The organism is Tunturibacter gelidoferens (assembly GCF_040358255.1).
Taxonomy (GTDB): domain Bacteria; phylum Acidobacteriota; class Terriglobia; order Terriglobales; family Acidobacteriaceae; genus Edaphobacter; species Edaphobacter gelidiferens.
In genome coordinates this window covers 1,559,988-1,576,563 of the sequence record NZ_CP132938.1, presented here as the reverse complement: position 1 = coordinate 1,576,563, position 16,576 = coordinate 1,559,988, and the positions used below count along the sequence as shown (strand labels likewise).

The following is a 16,576-nucleotide window of genomic DNA, read 5'->3' as shown; positions in this document are numbered from 1 at the left end:
TCATGGGCCCTCTTAGTTGGCAAGACGGTTGGTCCTGACCTTTGCTGCATTGTTCTTCGGTATCAACAGAGAAATCGCTTGCGGTAAGAGGCGAACGGAGATCGGGAGGTGACCGATCCACTCCCCGTCGAGTTCTGCATGAATGCGATGATTCGGCTCAAGCGGCGTGCAGCGGAACTCGGAGACTCGAGCCTGTTCCAGCCACGGATTCTGGGTGCTGAGTCTAACGTGACTAAACGCGAACCAGGCCGGTAGACCGATTGTCGCCGGGGGTTTGACGATGGAGAGTAGAAGATCGCTCTCGTTCGCGGAACTACCTGTTGCGAGACGACTGAATATGCCGCCAAGATTTGCAACGCGAGAGCAGATAATCCCGACGCCGCGTCGCTCCACCCACTCGCCGGAGTCGCTCTTTCGATAGTCCACTCGAAACGCGGGAAAGCTTCGCGTCAGGAAGAGTCTCAGCGAATGGGCGTAGTAGACGCTTCGACCGAGCTTCGATCTCTTCCCTGCGAGGAGCCGATACACGAGCGCACCATCCGGACCAGCTCCGGCCATGACGATGAAATGTCTGGTCACTTCGGATCCTTCGGCAGCGTAGCGTACCTCGCCGACCGAGATCGCGCGCGACTCAAAGCTTAGCTGCTCTTGAAGAGCTTTCACGGGATCGAGCGACAACCCGAGATTGCGCGCAAAGGCGTTTGCCGTCCCGAGCGGTACGACCCCAAGCGCGGCTTTTGTGCCCACAAGGCCCTGCAGAACCTCATGCACCGTGCCGTCGCCACCACAGGCGAAGACCGCATCGCATCCCATGGCTGCAGCATCAGCGGCAATTGAATGCGCCTCGCCGGCTGATGTAGTCAGGATCGCATTCGCCTGGATGCCAGCTTGTTCAAGAGTCTGGACCATAGCATGGACCAGAGTTCGCAGGTCTTTGCTTCGCCCGGCCGATGCGTTGATGACTAAAGTTGCTCGATGCACAGTGCAAGACTCTCACATCCTAATCCGAAGGAACAGAATCGGCGTTATCGGGGTAGGTCTCCGAATCTGATTGTGTGGAACCGCTTCTCCATGATTTCATCGATTCTGCAGATACGTTGCAGCCCTCGACTACTCAGGAGATTTGCATGACCTACCAGGTTTCGCGCAACGGGCAGATGTATGGACCGTATACCCTCGAAGACCTTCATCGCTATGTCGGCTCGGGAAACGTTCTGCTGACGGACATGGCCAAGAGCGACACGATGCCCGATTGGCTCCCGGTCGCCCAAATTATCGGCTCTGCGGGCGTCCCGGCGACACCGGTCTACGCTGCTCCTGCTGTGTATTCGCAGTCAGGCAGCACCTATCCTGACCCGCCCAACTTGAACTGGGTGCTTGAGCTGCTGCTCGGTTTTCTTACTTGTGGGCTCTTCGTGGTGGTCTGGAACCTGGTTATAGCCGCATGGGCAAACCGAGTGCAACCGGCGAGCAAAGCCCTGATGTTTTACATTATTGCCACCGTGCTGGTTGTGCTGCACTTCGGTGGGTCCTGGGGACTCGTCATCGCTATGAGCCATCACCAACAGCCCCATCAAAACTTCGTGGGAGGATTCATCGGCATTGCCGCCTGGGTCGCTCGCCTCATCGCCCGCTTTACGTTGCGAGATACGCTTGAGCAGCACTTCAACAGCGCCGAGCCTCTGGGCCTGCGTCTGAGCGCCGTCATGACTTTCTTCTTCGGCGGCATTTATTTTCAATACAAGCTCAACGAGATCAACCAGCTGAAACAGACCCTTCGCTACCAGAACGTGGCGCGGTGATCGTGCTGACTCGAGGTAGTCGTGTCGCAGCAATCGTACGAACGATTGTACCGTTGGCGATCGTCGGGGTGGTGGCTGGAGTTCTGCGGCGCTTTCCCCCTGCACAGTACAGCTTCTATCCACGGTGCCCCATCTATGAAGCTTTTCATCTGCAGTGTCCTGGGTGCGGAGCTACACGCGCGGTTGCCGCGCTGCTCCAAGGGCGGCTTAACGAGGCGATGCACTTGAACGCACTGATTACGCTCTTGCTTCCTCTCGCGGCAGCTTATGGTTTTGGCTGGTACTGGCGATTTGTTCGACGCGAAGATGATGGCTGGCCGCGAATGCCCGGTGCGCCCGTCTATGTCGTGCTCGCTGTGGCTTCGATATTTACAGTTCTTCGCAATCTTCCGCTTCGGCTGTTCCAATAAAAAGCAAAACGATCCCTGGGATTAGCAGGGACCGCTCGACTCGATTAGAAACGACGTTACGAAGCGTTATGCCTCGACGGCGACAGGCTCGGTGGAAGCTGGGGTAGCGGTGCCACCCTTCAGGTCGGTTCCGCCGGGCTTGCGAATGTCGATGCCGCCCTTGAAGAACGCGCCATCTTCAATCGAGATACGTGCTGCGATCACATCGCCGGTGAGCGAGCCTTCGCTGCGAATATCCACGCGATCGCTGGCCTGGCAGTTTCCGCGGACCTTGCCCAGCACAACGATCTCGCGTGCCACGATGTTCGCCGCGACCTGGCCGTTGCGGCCTACTGTGACGCGGTTGCCGGGGAGGTTGATTGCGCCTTCGACCTTGCCGTCGATGTACAGTGACTCAGAGCCTGTCAGCTCACCCTTGACGATGAGGGACTTGCCGATGGTGGCCTGCTCGCCGGTTGGTACGGCAGCAGCTGCATTGCCAGCGCCAACGGTCGCGGGACGGGTGGGGCTCGCCTCGAAGTTCGTCGCTGGAGTCGACGGACGCACCGGTTCAGGAGTCGAGGGAGTGTTGCTTCCAGTCTGATTCGGTTTCCACATGTTCGTTTGTATCCTTTCGTACTGCTTCAAATGATCCGCCGCGGTCTGTCGCACGCGCTACCACGACGGCAGCACGCATACTTTCCACGATACTACTCTGCAAAGGCCCGTGGATTGCCCCGTATTCACAATCTATTCCACAACCTCTGAACCTTTTCCGTTACCTATGGAGTTCTTTCCGACTTCACTGAAGTTTCTTCTGCTATTTAGCCCTTTTATTCCACCCCAAAAGTGTTATGCGTCCTGAAGCCCCTACCGCATAGAAAAGACTGTGCGTCAGGTAGCATGGCAACAACTGAAAATCCCTTGTGAGAGCCCTATCCCTTGAGTTCGACTCCCCGCACGACCCGCGCCAGGCTGCCGCTATTTGATCTTCTGGGGGCAATGTTTTTTTTGGCTTTGCCGTCAATTTATCCGGGACGTCCGCTGCTGGCGGCCGGTCCGAAGATTCATACGGTCACGCTGGGGGCGTACCGCAAGGTTCCCTATACGCAGCCAGATGCCACTCCTGACAGCAAAGTGGACGAGACCAGCAGCCTGAAGGTGCGTCCGCTCTTCGTGGACGACCGCCAGAAGGAGTGGACGACGGGCGAGATTCACGACGTCACGGATCGCACTTTCACAGTCCGCCGTGCGCTTCGGCTCAACGACGCGCTGCCGAATGATGCTGCACCGCATTGGATCTGGCAGCCGGGGCCTTGGCTCTCCGTTGATCGCGTCACTGGCCACATTACGGTGCTCCGCCTGCCCGACTTCGACTTCGCTGTCTCCGATGTGGTCTGGTTCCGCGACTATGCGGCGTACTGTGGGATCGCGACGACGGCCAAGGGAGGCCTTTATGCCATCGTGGCCGAGCTGGGAGCGCGGCGGCCGGTAGTCCAGAAGCAGATCGGGAAGTGACCGGAGGCTGACCACTTCATTCCGGTGTGCCAGCCTGCTCAGTGGCAGCGGTTGCCCTTGCGGGTCACGCTAAAGCCGACTGGCGGCGAGGCGACCACCTACGACGTGGTCGGCACCGTCTCGCTGATGGAAGAGGGCGATAACTCGGACGAATAGTAGAGCGCTGGCTGGGTCGCCGGGGTTGAGGATTCGTGACACGACGTCGTCGAAGCGGCGGTATTTGGTTTAGGATCAACGTCTAGTTCCGGGACCACCGCTGCGAGGGCTGGGAACTTTGCGCTGTCTCTGAGGCAGGAGTTTCGAATTTGTTGAATCTGTTCCAAGGCATCAGGCCGTTGAAGCGAACCGGCGTTATACGAGACGCCGTTGCCGGTGTTGCGTTCGCCGCGATGAATATTCCGCAGGCGCTCGGGTATACCCGGATCGCAGGAATGCCTGTTGTTACCGGTCTGTATTCCCTTCTGCTGCCGCTACTTGCATTTGCGACCTTCGGTTCGTCGCGGTTTCTGGTGGTCGCCGCTGACTCGGCAACTGCGGCTATCCTTCATAGCGGCCTGGCTGGCATGGCTCCAACAGCGAGCACTCGATATGTCGCGCTGGCAGGCCTGGTAGCGCTTCTCACAGCCGCTTTCCTGCTGGTGGGGCGGTTGTGCAGGTTGGGTTTCGTCGCCGACTTCCTCTCACAGACAGTGCTCGTCGGTTTCCTGACGGGCATAGGGTTTCAGGTTGGCATCGCGGTTCTGGGCCAGATGCTTGGTGTTGAGGTCACTTCGCGTAGATCGATTCTTCAACTCGTGGAGATCGTCCGCGAACTCCCGAGGATACATCTACCGACGTTGGCGGTGACCCTCGCGGTGCTTGCGTTCGTCTTTGTTCTCCGCTGGTCTGCGCCTAAGGCACCAGGGCCGATGTTTGCAGTCATTCTGGCCACAGCGGCCAGTGCAGTGTGGAACTTTGCCGGGCATGGCATCGCAGTCATTGGCGCGGTGGCGGGAGGCCTGCCACACCTTGCAATGCCAGACGTTCGTTGGAGTGACATCAAGCCGCTGCTCTCCGTCGCCGGGTCATGCGCTGTCATGATACTGACCCAGAGCGCAGCAACCTCGCGAGTCTATGCAGCTCGTTATCATCAACGGCTTGACGAGAATCAGGACCTGATCGGCCTTTCCGCGGCCAACGCGGCTGCTGCCTTCAGCGGGACGTTCGTCGTCAACGGTAGCCCTACGCAAACCGCCATGGTGGAAGGCGTGGGCAGTCGGAGCCAGATCGCACAGGTTACCACGGCGATAGTCGTCGCGCTGGTACTGTTGTTTCTGACCAAGCCACTTCAATATCTGCCGCAATGCGTACTGGGGACCCTGGTTTTCCTGGTGGCGATCCGGCTGATTAAATTGCGCAGCCTGCAGGGGATTCTCCGCGAAAGCCCTGCCGAATTCGCGCTTGCCGTGACAACTACCATCGTCGTGATTACTGCGGGCGTCGAAGTGGGTATTGTTCTGGCGATGGTTCTGTCGCTGCTGCGCATCGTGCACCATAGCTACCATCCCCGCACGGGAGTGATGATTCCGGATGAGGCCAATGTGTGGAAGCTGATTCCTCCAACTCCAGGCGCAGTGACTGAGCCGGGGCTGGTGATGTACCGCTTCGGCGCCGCACTGTTCTATGCCAATGCGAGCCGCTTCTCGGACGAGATTCTCGCACTGGTTGGCCCATCACCGACCAGCGTGCGGTGGGTCATCGTAGATGCCGAGGCTATTACCAACCTGGACTACAGCGCCGCGCGAGTGGTTGAGGAGTTGAAGAAAAATCTGGCAGATGCTGGCGTCCAGTTGGGATTCGCTCGAGTACCGTGGAACACAAGGGAAGACTTCAACCGCCATCACCTGACCGAGGCAATTGGCACCTCATGGATCTTCACCCGGCTTCACGACGCACTCGAGGCCTACGAGGCAATGAAACCGGCCTTGTCCATAGCGACGATCCAACCATCCGCTACGTCGTAGCCGCGCCTGAGATGTAGGCTTCGAGATGCCGGATTGTCATCTCCTGCTCGCTGATGACCGTGTTCACGAGGTCGCCGATCGAAACTACGCCGACGACTGCACTGCCCTCGACCACCGGCAGGTGCCGGATGCGATTCTTGGTGATGATGCGCATGCATTCGCCCACGGTGTGCTTTGGCGACACGGAGATCACAGGGCTGCTCATAATCTCCGCGACCTGGGTTTCCTTTGAGGATCGCCCCTGCAGAATGACCTTCCGCGCGTAGTCACGTTCGGAGATGATTCCCATAAGCGACTGCTGCGTCATCACCAGCAGCGCGCCTACCTGCCGCTCTGCCATCATCTCAATGGCCTGATAGACGGAGGCGTCTGGCGCGATAGACGCAATAGGCCCGGACTTTTGCTTTAGCACCATACCGATCGTCATCGCAAATTCACTCATGGGGCACCTCGGGCCTCGAATAGTACCTCCGCTGCGCAACCTCGCGCAAATACTTAAAAAACGCGCTTGCGTCTCCAGCAGTATCATCAGATTATGCAGTCTTTTGACGCACTTCTCCGCGAAGCCGAGATCGCCCACGGTCACCTTTGTGCTGGTCAGATTCTCGGTGTCCGGATGGCCATGCTGGGTTGTGAACGCCTTGGCGTCGAAGATCCCAAGGGTGCCGACCGCAAGCGCCTGGTCACGTTCATCGAGATCGACCGATGCGCGACCGACGCTATTGCCGTGGTCACTGGTTGTCGCCTGGGCAAGCGCGCCATCAAATTTCGCGATTGGGGAAAGATGGCCGCCACCTTCGTTGACCTCACGTCACCCCTGACGCCCCAGGGCGATACTCCTGTTTTCAAAGCTCTGCGGATCGCCGCGCTCGAATCTTCCAAGCAGCGTGCTCGTGAGCTCTTTCAGCACCTTGAGAACAAGAACGAACAGCAGATGCTCGCCTATCGCGAGTTGCCTAACCAAGACCTCTTCCAGGAAGATTGGGTTGCGGTCCCGATCCACCCACGTGAGATGCCCGGCTACAAGTCGGCGCGCATCACCTGTGCGCAGTGCGGCGAAGGAATCAACTATGATCGCGAGCACCTCCGCGACGGAAGAACTCTTTGCCAGGGCTGTGCATTCCCCGAAGCCCGCTACTATCGACCGCTTATGGAGCCGGAGTTCGCCAACAACGGCAAGGCCGGCGCGGGGACCTCTCCGCAACCGGCCTGCGAACATTGTTAGGCGCAGCAAGACTGCAGCGTAGGGTATCGACTACCAACGATCACGGTGGTCGTCATGGCGGTAGTCACGAGGGTCATCACGGTGGTCATAGTGATAGCGCTCAAACTCATGCGCTCGCACCCACTCGGCATGTCGACGTTCCTGTTCAAAGCGCAGACGAGCATAGTAGTCGGGCCCGTAGTAGTAGCCGCGAGCGGGATAGCCATAGTAAGCCGGATAGCCAACCCGTACCCCCACAGCGAACTGCTGTGCGTCAGCCTTTGCCGGTGCTGCCAACACAAACGCACCCGCCAGTAAGCCAACCGTTACGCCCTTTGCAACCATCGCTTTTACGTTTGTGATCTTCATAACAACCTCCTGCCTACACCCAATGAAACCCACCTTACTCAAACCGGTTGCGCGCAACTATCGCGGCGATCCGGGGTCGTGAAGCCTCAATCCGCAAAAGATGCATCTGTAAGAAGGCAGGGTGTCCCATGCCGCAACCGGTCATCACATTTCTCCGTCATTCATTCGACTTGAAAGCAGCACTAGCAGATTGCGTTGACGATCCAGATCCCAAGGCTGTACACCGGCTCCGCTCGAGCACACGTCGGCTGGAGGCGGTGCTTGAAGTATTGGCCAATGCTGCGGATTTGCCCAATCTGGCAAAGAGGTCGAAGCAGTTCAGGCGGTCGCTCGGTGACATCCGGCAGAGCGCCGGGGCTGTTCGCGATCTGGACGTTCATGTTGAGCTTCTAAAACATCTCGGAGCAATCGACGGGATGGTAAAGCTGGAGAAGGAACTGCAGGCTTCGAGAAAGAAGAAGGTGAAAAAGCTGCAACGGCAAATCCGCAGCAGTCGAGACGAGATCCATGGAGCCCTCGACAGAGTTGAGATGGATATTGCCGGACAGGCCGATCTCAATCTGAGTGGAGCAAAGCTTATCAATGTAGCGCGAAGCTGGATGGCTCCCGAGGTGCGCGGTCTCGATCCCAGTCAAGATGAGGATCTTCATTCGATACGCAAGGTCTGCAAGACGGCTCGATATATGGCCGAGATCGGCGGCGACGCGTCGAAGGCCGCGGCGAAGTTTGCAAAACGTATGGAAGACGTACAACAGACGACCGGCGCGTGGCACGATTATCTTCTTTTGTTGAATCATGCCAACGCGAGGCTGCCACCGGCAAGTGCTATCACTGAAAAGCTTTACGCCAAGGCCGGAGTGCTGCGGCGGCAGGCTGAGTCGAAGGCAGCGCACCTCTTGAAAACCTGAGCAGCCGACCGCTCCCACCCTGCTGGTGTACACTGAAGCCTGACATGACGGTCTTCCGCCAACCCGCGCCGCTGCACCTCATGCCTACTCGTTGTTGTTGTAGCTAGTCCCCTCTGCGTGTATCCCCTTTCTAAAAATTCAGAGTTGTAGCCCACACGTCGCTTCGTGTGCACCACGCTTCCTCCAAGGAGACTTCTCCATGTCCATCCCTCGTACCCGTCTCTCTTTATCTACCGACACCTGGGCAATTTTGTTGTCTCTTGCTCTCGCCGCCATCGTCCGCGCCGGCCTGCTCAAAACCGTCGCCTGGTAAGCATCGACGTCTGCGTACCAACGAATCTGTACGAAGGAGAGTCTATGGCCGCCTCAATCGATCTACCCGATCTTCGCACTGAGTACCCACCACACGCTCCCGGCCGCGTTCCGGCGGAGCGCTCCTCCCTCCTCGGCCTGCTTCCGGGCATCGCACTTCTGGCCGGCGTCGGCTACGCAGGCAAGTTCGTCGAGCACTTCATCAACACCTACGGGAAGGCTCATCACTACGTACTGCCCAACATCGAATATGTGCTCTGGGCCATTCTCTTTGGGATCCTCATCGCCAACACCGTCGGACTACCACGGATCTTTCGCGCGGGAGTCGCGACCTACGAGTTCTGGCTAAAGGCGGGCATTATCTTGCTCGGCGCGCGCTTTATCCTCGGCGACATCCTCAAACTAGGCGGCATCTCACTGGCCCTGGTCTTCGTCGCTTTCGCTTTCTCGCTGACCTTCATGACGTGGCTGGGCCGCACCTTCAAACTAGGTCCTCAACTCACTACACTGCTGGCCGTGGGCTCCAGCGTCTGCGGCGTCTCTGCCATCATTGCCACTCAAGGCGCAATCGACGCCGATGAAGAGGACTCATCGACTGCGATCGCTGCCATCCTGGCACTTGGAGCGATCTCTCTGTTCACCTTCCCGCTCATCGGTCACGTGCTGCATATGAGCGACCGCGCCTACGGTCTTTGGGCGGGTCTCGCGGTCGACAATACCGCCGAAGCCACCGCCGCCGGAGCCCTCTACTCCGATGCCGCCGGCAAGTTCGCCGTACTCGCCAAGACCTGCCGCAACGCTCTCATCGGCTTCGTTGTGCTGGCGTATGCCATTCAATGGGCTCGCAAGGGCCTCGCCAGTCGCGCCGCCACGGAACAACTCGAGAATAAGGCTGCATTCCTCTGGAAGAAGTTCCCTAAGTTTGTCCTCGGCTTCCTCTTTATCTCGCTGCTAGCGACCCTAGGCTCCTCAACCAACCCCCATATAGCCGCGCTGGGCTTCTCGAAACCTCAGCTCACAGCATTAGGGAACCTGAGCCGCTGGGCCTTCCTGCTCACCTTTGCCGGCGTAGGCCTGCGCACGAACCTGAAGGATCTTTTCAAACAGGGAGCCCGGCCATTCATCGTGGGAGCCGTCGGCGAGGTCGCTATTGCTGCCATCACCCTGCTGCTGGTACTGGGAGCCAACCACTTTTTCCATCTCTAAACCACCATCTTGTGGATGCTCCCGCTTCGCCTTTGACTTTGAGGGAAGCGGAAGTCCCAATGAGAAAGTTGTCACGCTTTGGTCAACGTACGGTCAGTCGGCGTCCGGCTATGGTAGCCTCCAGCAAGGGGTTGCATTATCCGAGTACGCCCGCCCCGAACCGTTACCGATGCTTGTAGCTCACCCAAAACCTGGTCGATACTTCCGCCTCGCAGCACTCCTTTTGCTATCGATCGGGCGATCGTGCTTCGCCCAAGATGCGGCCTCAGAGCCACCAGCTGCGAATGTTCCAGCGGACTCCTCCAGCTCTCTGCCGGATGCACCTGAGCCACAAGTCGCCGGCAACCCTGGGTCGAAGCCAACAGGAGCGAAGGCCGTCAGCGAAGACATTACTTTCGCTGGTACCCCGCGGCGCCTGCTGGCCGATCAGAAAGCGATCTGGACCAGCCCGCTGCATCTACGGCCAAGCGACGCAATTTGGCTGGCACCGTTGGCCGCCACGACAGGTGTGTTGATCGGCAGCGACCAACACACCATGACATCGTTGATCAACATCAACGCGAACGACCGCAGCAAGTTCAATACCTTTTCGAACGCTGGTGTCGCTGCGCTCGGGGCATTGCCGGCGAGCATGTACCTATGGAGCTTATTCAACGATGCGCCCCAGGCCCACGAGACCGGCTTGCTGGCCGGAGAAGCACTGGCAGACAGCCTGGCGGTGAGCGAGGTGGGAAAATTCGTATTCCTGCGTGACCGCCCGCTCGTAAACAACGCCAAGGGAGACTTTTTCAGTTCCAGCCCCTCAGCGGCGGGCTTCCCCTCGAATCACGCTACGGCTGCATGGGCCCTGGCTTCGGTTGTTGGCGATGAATATCCGGGCTGGATCACTCGCACAGCGGTCTATGGACTGGCCGCCGGGGTAAGCGTCAGCCGCGTGCTTGCGGAACAACACTTCCCATCGGACGTACTGATCGGAAGCGCGACCGGATGGCTGATCGGTCATTACGTCTATCGCGCGCATCACAACTTTAGCCTAAACCCCTTCAACTCCAAACCGTTGCCGGACGACTTCGGGAAACCGCGGACGCAGAAAACACAACAGACAAACGGAGCAGCTCAGCCGGTTAGCGGAGCAACTCAGCCAGTACCCGTCGCCCATCACCCGCCCCGCCTCTTTACGGAAGATGACGACCCCGACACGATCGGATCGACGAATGTCCCGATGGACAGCTGGGTCTATCCAGCACTTGAAAGACTGGCTGCGATGGGTTTCATTCCGGGCCAGAGCTCTTCGATCCGCCCGTGGACCCGGCAGGAGTGCCTCCGTCAGCTTAAACTGGCGGAGGATCAGGTCGATATGGATCAATACAACAGCCCCGGGCTAGTTTCGGAGGCTCGTCGCCTTGTAGCGGATCTCCATGCTGAATTTGAAACCGAACCTAACTACTACGAGTCGTTAAGCCTCGAATCCGTCTACGGGCGGTATGGCACAATCGCAGGCCCCGCATTGGCCGACAGCTTTCACTTCGGCCAGACATGGTGGAACGACTTCGGCCGCCCGCTTGGCAGAGGCAGTAGCGCGATCCTCGGGTATTCGGTGCGCGCTCATCACGGACGACTTTTCTTCTACGATCGTCAGGAGCTCCAGCACAGCCCCGGCAACCCGGCCGAATCGCCTGCCATCAACCAACTGATCAATGTACTGGATCGGATATCGCCAGACTCCGACCCGGTTATACAGCCAATCGCCGAGCGCGCTGCATACAACCGCCAGCGTCCCATTGAACTCTACGGTGGCGTCGCATTCGCGGGCAACGAGCTCTCTTTCGGCAAACAGGAGCTCTACTGGGGACCCACTACCATGGGCCCGCTCGCCTTCTCCAGTAATGCCGAACCGACCTATAGCCTGCGCTTGGTCTCGACACGGCCGCACCCTTTTCCACTCGTGCCTTCCCTCGGCACCTACCGCTTCGATGTCGTACTCGGAAAGCTCTCAGGACATAGCTACCCGGCACGCCCTTGGTACAACGGGCAAAAGGTGGATTTCAACTTCGGGGATAACCTGGAGATCAGTTTTACCCGCTGGTCCATCTTTTGGGGTGTAGGACATCCGATTACGCCCCACAGCTTCAAAGCCAACATCTTTAGTTTCAACTCGACCGGGAATATCACTACAGGAAACGGGGGAAGCGGCGGCTATGGAGATCGGGAGGATCCAGGCGATCGAAAGAGTAACTTCGACTTTACCTATCGGCTGCCTTTTTTGAGACGGCTGGTTACGCTCTACGCAGACGCGTACTCCGATGATGACCCAAGCCCCATCGCCGCACCTCGCCGGGCAGTTTGGAATCCGGGCATCTATTTCGCAAGGCTACCCTTTTTGCCGCACATGGATTTGCGCGTCGAAGCCGTCAGTTCGGAGGGGCTTGCACATGACTACGGTGGAACTCACTTCTTTATCAACAATCAGTACCTTGATGGAAATACCAACAAAGGTTTTTTACTTGGGAACGCAGTCGGCCGCGATGCCCGCGCGATCGAAGCCCGCTCAGGTTACTGGTTCTCTGCCCGCACACGAGTTGAAGCCGGCTATCGCCAAAGCTGGGGCGGAAACTTGTTCCTTCCTAATGGAGGCAGGATCACCGATGGATTCGTGAACGGATCCTATGCCATCAACCGTCACTGGCAGGCGCAGATATTCACCCAATACGAACGGTTTCTCATTCCCTCCTACATGAGCGGTTCACAACACAACACCAGCGGATGGTTCCAGATTGCCTGGACACCGGAGTTACATTTGCACCGCTAAGGGTTGATTCCGCTTTGCACGCAGACCGCTCCCAAAGGCAATCGGGAGATAGGGTGATCTCGTTACACAGTGTAACTAGTTCCAGAAAAGACGATTCATACTCAATCGGCGCTTCATACTAATGCTGAACAGATTCTCACCTCTGCCGAATCGGTAACCTAACAGTTTAGCCGCGGTATGGATCAAAGCAGAAGGAATAAGCCACCAATACCGGGGCCAGAGATACCGCAATTCCGACCGAACAAAGCGGCTACCCTCCCCTCCAGCGCCACCAAATTCATTGAGCATCCAACTCTCACGATGGTGCAGCACGCCAATATCAAAGTATCGTCGGAACTCCTGCTTCCAGGTGTAGCTGTGGGAGTGATACACCTTCGCCTCGGCCACGTAGGCGATCTTCCATCCTGCGAGCAATAGTCTGGCGGCAGTGATTGTATCTTCCCCAAAGACGACGTCGTGTGGGAATCCGCCTACGGCCATTAACGCTTCGCGCCGGTAAGCGGCAAACGAGTTTGAGATAAAGATGGCCTTGAAACCAAGCTGCTCCCGGCTGGACAACGTACGCACGCCAGACTGTGCAGGATAGTTGTAGAAACGCGCATGAGCTTCAACCGGGGTTGCACCGCGACGTGGTAACTGACGCCCATACGCCGCCGCAACGCTTGGTTCGGAGAACGCCTCGAGTAAACAATGAATGGCGTCGGGTTGCGCCAGTTCAATATCCTGCGTCAGGAAAATGAGGATCTCTGCGTCAGGCAATAGTTCAGCCGCCAGCTGCCTTGTTCCGCCATGATTGAACTCAGATCTTGCAATCGCATGCACCCGAAAGCCCGCAACCGCCGCCAAACTCGTTGTTTCATCAGTAGAAGACGAGTCGAGAATCAGCACCCGGTCCGCTGCGATGGATCCCAAAAGCAGCGACGTAAGCCGCGACCATCCCTCGGCGGCATTTAAAGTCGGTACAACTACGAAAAAATTCACCTGTTAGAGATTACCACCGTTAGAACGCCCGCTTATGGAGAGTGCTAACTCGTCGTGTTCGAGTCGGCAGCGTCCCCGTCACTCGTTCGTTACACTGTCGCTTCAGAATCGTGGTGACGGAACCGACCATTCCTCCCTTGTGACAAAAAGTGTTTTTTTCTTAGAACACGACATTAGCCGCAGCTATCGCTAATCCAAACTGACCGACGATCTGTGCAATATCTACGATCAATCGTATGGTATTGCCTTTCGTCAGATTCAGAGGAACGACAACCGTGTCGCCTGGGAACAAACGGAGCGAGTCAAAGTTGTTTCCTCGTAGGGAAGAGCTATATTGTTTGCTGATTACAGATCCGCTTGCTCGGATAACATAAGCCCGGCTCTTATCTGCATCTCTATTTGTCCCGCCGGCTAGTCTTATATAACCGCCAAGCCTCCGCTGCGATTCGAACGCAAATGAATTCTGGTTATACACGGCCCCATCCACGCTAACGGTAGAAGGAACACGCGGCACAATAAAACGATCTCCATCCTCAAGCGGGAGGTCGGGTATCTGAGCGAGATCGTGACTATCAGGTTTCAAATCGAGCACAATGCGACCAGTAGCCCTTGCTTGTCGCAAACTGCTTATAATCGATTGGTTCTGCGCCTGAGCCGCAGCTGCGGCTGCAGTGTCAGAAGCGCTTATAGCTCGACCCGCGTTGTTAGTTGCGTTTGTGCTTACCTGTAGAGCTATCTCATCGACGTATTGATTCAGGCGCTGCTGCTGAACGCGACGTGTAGATTCCCGTGTGAATTCTGAGCCATAGAGATATGCTTCTGAAGTAAATCCGCCGGCACGTTCTACCAGATGCCGCAAGGTCTCACCTGGCAGAACGCTATAGACACCAGAGGAGGCAAACTCTCCCTCCAGGCGTACGAATCGCGTCTGCTGCTCCTGGGGCACACGAATATCCGCCTTTGAGAAGATCGCAACTACGTCGCCGGGAAGCAGCTCAAGATTCTGAGTATTATCTTCTTCCAGGATGGCCTTACCAAGGTTGAAGGGAAGAAGAGATGTTGTCAGGTTCACCTTGCTCTGACGCTCGATAACAGCATAGCTCCAGTCGATATCGGGCTCACTCAGCTTAACATTGTTCCGCGGCCGAAATTCTCCAGAAGATGCATTTGCGACGGTTGAACCCAAACTGGCGCTGGCTGCACTCGTGCGATTCGAAGGTGCTGAGTTCGATTGGGAACCATTTTGCAGAAGCCCAGACGTGTTGGAGTTGCCACCGTTGGAGTTGTTTTGATTGTTTGTGGAATTCGTTCCATTGGCTGCATTGGCAGCATTGGTTGCTGTAGACGGGGTATACCGATCGTTGATTCCACTCAACGCGGTCTGCGATGCTGGAATTTTCATGCAATCGAGTGCGCCATCGGTCGAAGCATCTGTTTCGCTATCCGTTTCTCCATCGGCCGTTCGGTAGCTACTTCCCTCTTCGCCTCCGAAAGCCAGCCCAATCAAATTGGGATTCCGGGTAGAGGAGTATCTCCAGTTCGGGTTCGATCCTTCTTCTCCAACCGGAATTCCGTAACGCAGATTTGGAACACCGTAGGGGGTCAAGGGAAGGCATGTGGGAATATAGGTCAAAGTGGGCTGACCAAGTTGGCTTCGCTTCAACCAGTAGTCGCGGGTGATCAGCGCATCCTTGTCCGGCAGTAGATCGCGGACGCGCATTCCCGGCTTCCAGGTGTAGCGTCCAGGATTGGCCACATTTCCGCGAAGCGTCACTGCATCCTTGTATTGGCTAACTACTGCGTTCAGCTCCAACAGGTCGCCGTCCTGCATCACGGTCGCCCTTCCCTGCGCGTCAAGAGCTATCTCAATCATGCTGCGCCTACGGCGTTCGTCCACTCTCTCTAACCGAACCCTCTGCTCTGAAGCAACGTTCGTTAGACCTGCGGCCAACTCTAGAACATCACCAATGGTCGTACTGTCCGGGGATCTAAGCTCGTAGATCGCCGGCGCGCGGACGCTGCCCGCGACAGCGATCTGCGGACCAACGGGCGGAATGTAAATCACATCGCCGGGTAACAGCTGCTCGTCCTTCGATTTATCGCCGCGCTGCAATAGATCGTACAAATCGAACTCAACTACGACTTTGCCCCCACGTTTCAACTGAATATGCCGCAGGCTACCCTGCGGGGTCGGGCCGCCAGTGGCGAAAAGTGCGTTCGTCAATGTGCTCAGCGAGCTGATCGTGTAACTGCCAGGCCTGCGCGCCTGCCCAACGACAAATACCTGGATCGACCGAAGCTGACCCAAATTCACATTGAGATCGAAGTTCCTGAAGACCCTCGCAACTTGGCTCTTTAGAAAGTCGTGCATCTGCTCAAACTTCACCCCAGCCACGTGAACCGAGCCCACCTGCGGCACGAAGATACTTCCCGATCGGTCTACCAGAAAGCGGCCGTTCAGCGTGACCTGCCCCCACATCTGGATCAGCAACTCGTCTCCTGGCCCAACCACATAATCTGGTGTTACCGGAACCATATTCAGGGGAGCAAAGGTGGACGGCAGGTTGCGAAACAGGTTCACTCCGTAGATCGGCAGCATCTTGCCAATCGAATTGGCAACCAGAAGCTGAAACTCAGTTGGCGAATCCAGGGGAAGTCGAGTATCAAGATTTTGGCTTTGCTGCTGGGTCCGAGTGCTGTTTTGCGTATTGGTCTGAGTATTGTCTTGTTGTCCAGGCACGATGATCTGTGGAGTTAGAGTCTGCTGCTGATTGACTGAGGGATTGCGTACCTGAAGGTTGCTCTGATCTGCTGAAGACTGGCACGTTGGATCATTCGGGTCACAAGATTGCTGTTGGCCCGTCTGTCCAGTTAGAGCCTGACCAAATTGGTCGAACTGAGCCGGTGACGTAAGCGTCCCGAACACGGTGATCAGAAGCACATATCCAAACCTGCATAATCTAGGGGAACTACCAAACTGCATCTGCTCTAATCCTCGCAACCTTCTTTTGCCTGATATCGATCATCATACAATCAGCAGTCAGTAAACCCGCTGAAATGAGCTATTGCGCATTG

Annotated in this window: 14 protein-coding genes; 8 read left to right on the top strand and 6 right to left on the bottom strand. The window is 57.0% G+C overall.

Features of this window, described 5'->3' with window-relative positions:
• Window positions 1-12 precede the first annotated feature (12 nt).
• Window positions 13-981: a diacylglycerol/lipid kinase family protein gene (locus RBB81_RS07255; protein ID WP_353073219.1), complete on the bottom strand. Its 969-nt coding sequence runs from the start codon at window positions 979-981 to the stop codon at window positions 13-15.
• A 146-nt stretch (window positions 982-1,127) separates the two neighbouring features.
• Here RBB81_RS07255 and RBB81_RS07250 point away from each other — a divergent pair, with 146 nt between their 5' ends.
• On the top strand, window positions 1,128-1,802 hold the full coding sequence (locus tag RBB81_RS07250; RefSeq protein WP_353073218.1) for a DUF4339 domain-containing protein: 675 nt from the start codon (window positions 1,128-1,130) through the stop codon (window positions 1,800-1,802).
• The gene (locus tag RBB81_RS07245; RefSeq protein WP_353073217.1) at window positions 1,799-2,212 is read left to right on the top strand and encodes a DUF2752 domain-containing protein; all 414 of its coding nucleotides are present in this window, start codon (window positions 1,799-1,801) and stop codon (window positions 2,210-2,212) included. Before RBB81_RS07250 ends, RBB81_RS07245 begins: the two co-directional genes overlap by 4 nt.
• A 66-nt stretch (window positions 2,213-2,278) precedes the next feature.
• Here the strand turns inward: RBB81_RS07245 and RBB81_RS07240 are convergent, their stop codons facing one another.
• Window positions 2,279-2,809: a bactofilin family protein gene (locus tag RBB81_RS07240; protein ID WP_183790152.1), complete on the bottom strand. Its 531-nt coding sequence runs from the start codon at window positions 2,807-2,809 to the stop codon at window positions 2,279-2,281.
• 324 nt (window positions 2,810-3,133) lie between these two features.
• On the opposite strand from RBB81_RS07240, the gene RBB81_RS07235 reads away from it, so the two are divergent.
• Both RBB81_RS07235 and RBB81_RS07230 read left to right on the top strand, forming a co-directional pair.
• Window positions 3,134-3,709, top strand: coding sequence for a hypothetical protein (locus RBB81_RS07235; protein ID WP_353073216.1), 576 nt, complete (start codon window positions 3,134-3,136; stop codon window positions 3,707-3,709).
• Window positions 3,710-4,014: 305 nt separating this feature from the next.
• Window positions 4,015-5,712, top strand: a complete 1,698-nt coding sequence (locus tag RBB81_RS07230) for a SulP family inorganic anion transporter (RefSeq protein ID WP_353073215.1) — start codon at window positions 4,015-4,017, stop codon at window positions 5,710-5,712.
• Here the strand turns inward: RBB81_RS07230 and RBB81_RS07225 are convergent.
• A complete protein-coding gene (locus RBB81_RS07225) occupies window positions 5,702-6,154 on the bottom strand; it encodes a CBS domain-containing protein (protein ID WP_179581318.1) in 453 nt (150 codons plus the stop codon). The two genes, RBB81_RS07230 and RBB81_RS07225, sit on opposite strands and share 11 nt — an antisense overlap.
• A gap of 93 nt (window positions 6,155-6,247) precedes the next feature.
• On the opposite strand from RBB81_RS07225, the gene RBB81_RS07220 reads away from it, so the two are divergent.
• On the top strand, window positions 6,248-6,937 hold the full coding sequence (locus RBB81_RS07220; RefSeq protein WP_183790156.1) for an FmdE family protein: 690 nt from the start codon (window positions 6,248-6,250) through the stop codon (window positions 6,935-6,937).
• Between the two features lie 30 nt (window positions 6,938-6,967).
• On the opposite strand, the gene RBB81_RS07215 is transcribed toward RBB81_RS07220, so the two are convergent.
• Window positions 6,968-7,285: a hypothetical protein gene (locus RBB81_RS07215; RefSeq protein WP_179581316.1), complete on the bottom strand. Its 318-nt coding sequence runs from the start codon at window positions 7,283-7,285 to the stop codon at window positions 6,968-6,970.
• A 128-nt stretch (window positions 7,286-7,413) separates the two neighbouring features.
• Here RBB81_RS07215 and RBB81_RS07210 point away from each other — a divergent pair, with 128 nt between their 5' ends.
• The 3 genes from RBB81_RS07210 (at window position 7,414) to RBB81_RS07200 (ending at window position 12,520) form a co-directional block, all read left to right on the top strand.
• Window positions 7,414-8,193 carry a CHAD domain-containing protein gene (locus RBB81_RS07210; RefSeq protein WP_353073214.1) on the top strand — a complete coding sequence of 260 codons (780 nt, stop codon included), beginning with the start codon at window positions 7,414-7,416 and terminating at the stop codon, window positions 8,191-8,193.
• A 357-nt stretch (window positions 8,194-8,550) separates the two neighbouring features.
• A complete protein-coding gene (locus tag RBB81_RS07205; protein ID WP_353073213.1) occupies window positions 8,551-9,711 on the top strand; it encodes a YeiH family protein in 1,161 nt (386 codons plus the stop codon).
• Between the two features lie 169 nt (window positions 9,712-9,880).
• Window positions 9,881-12,520, top strand: a complete 2,640-nt coding sequence (locus RBB81_RS07200) for a capsule assembly Wzi family protein (protein ID WP_353073212.1) — start codon at window positions 9,881-9,883, stop codon at window positions 12,518-12,520.
• 75 nt (window positions 12,521-12,595) lie between these two features.
• Here RBB81_RS07200 and RBB81_RS07195 read toward each other — a convergent pair whose 3' ends face one another.
• Together RBB81_RS07195 and RBB81_RS07190 are read right to left on the bottom strand one after the other, a co-directional pair.
• Window positions 12,596-13,501 carry a glycosyltransferase family 2 protein gene (locus tag RBB81_RS07195; protein ID WP_353073211.1) on the bottom strand — a complete coding sequence of 302 codons (906 nt, stop codon included), beginning with the start codon at window positions 13,499-13,501 and terminating at the stop codon, window positions 12,596-12,598.
• Window positions 13,502-13,661: 160 nt separating this feature from the next.
• Window positions 13,662-16,241 (bottom strand): SLBB domain-containing protein, encoded by a 2,580-nt coding sequence (locus RBB81_RS07190; protein ID WP_353073210.1) that lies wholly within the window; start codon window positions 16,239-16,241, stop codon window positions 13,662-13,664.
• Window positions 16,242-16,576: the final 335 nt, after the last annotated feature.

Bases quoted from the DNA above. Each gene is read 5' to 3' on its own strand.
- RBB81_RS07250 (WP_353073218.1), top strand. From the start codon at position 1,128: ATGACCTACCAGGTTTCGCGCAACGGGCAGATGTATGGACCGTATACC.
- RBB81_RS07240 (WP_183790152.1), bottom strand. From the start codon at position 2,809: ATGTGGAAACCGAATCAGACTGGAAGCAACACTCCCTCGACTCCTGAA.
- RBB81_RS07225 (WP_179581318.1), bottom strand. From the start codon at position 6,154: ATGAGTGAATTTGCGATGACGATCGGTATGGTGCTAAAGCAAAAGTCC.
- RBB81_RS07220 (WP_183790156.1), top strand. From the start codon at position 6,248: ATGCAGTCTTTTGACGCACTTCTCCGCGAAGCCGAGATCGCCCACGGT.
- RBB81_RS07215 (WP_179581316.1), bottom strand. From the start codon at position 7,285: ATGAAGATCACAAACGTAAAAGCGATGGTTGCAAAGGGCGTAACGGTT.
- RBB81_RS07210 (WP_353073214.1), top strand. From the start codon at position 7,414: ATGCCGCAACCGGTCATCACATTTCTCCGTCATTCATTCGACTTGAAA.
- RBB81_RS07205 (WP_353073213.1), top strand. From the start codon at position 8,551: ATGGCCGCCTCAATCGATCTACCCGATCTTCGCACTGAGTACCCACCA.
- RBB81_RS07200 (WP_353073212.1), top strand. From the start codon at position 9,881: ATGCTTGTAGCTCACCCAAAACCTGGTCGATACTTCCGCCTCGCAGCA.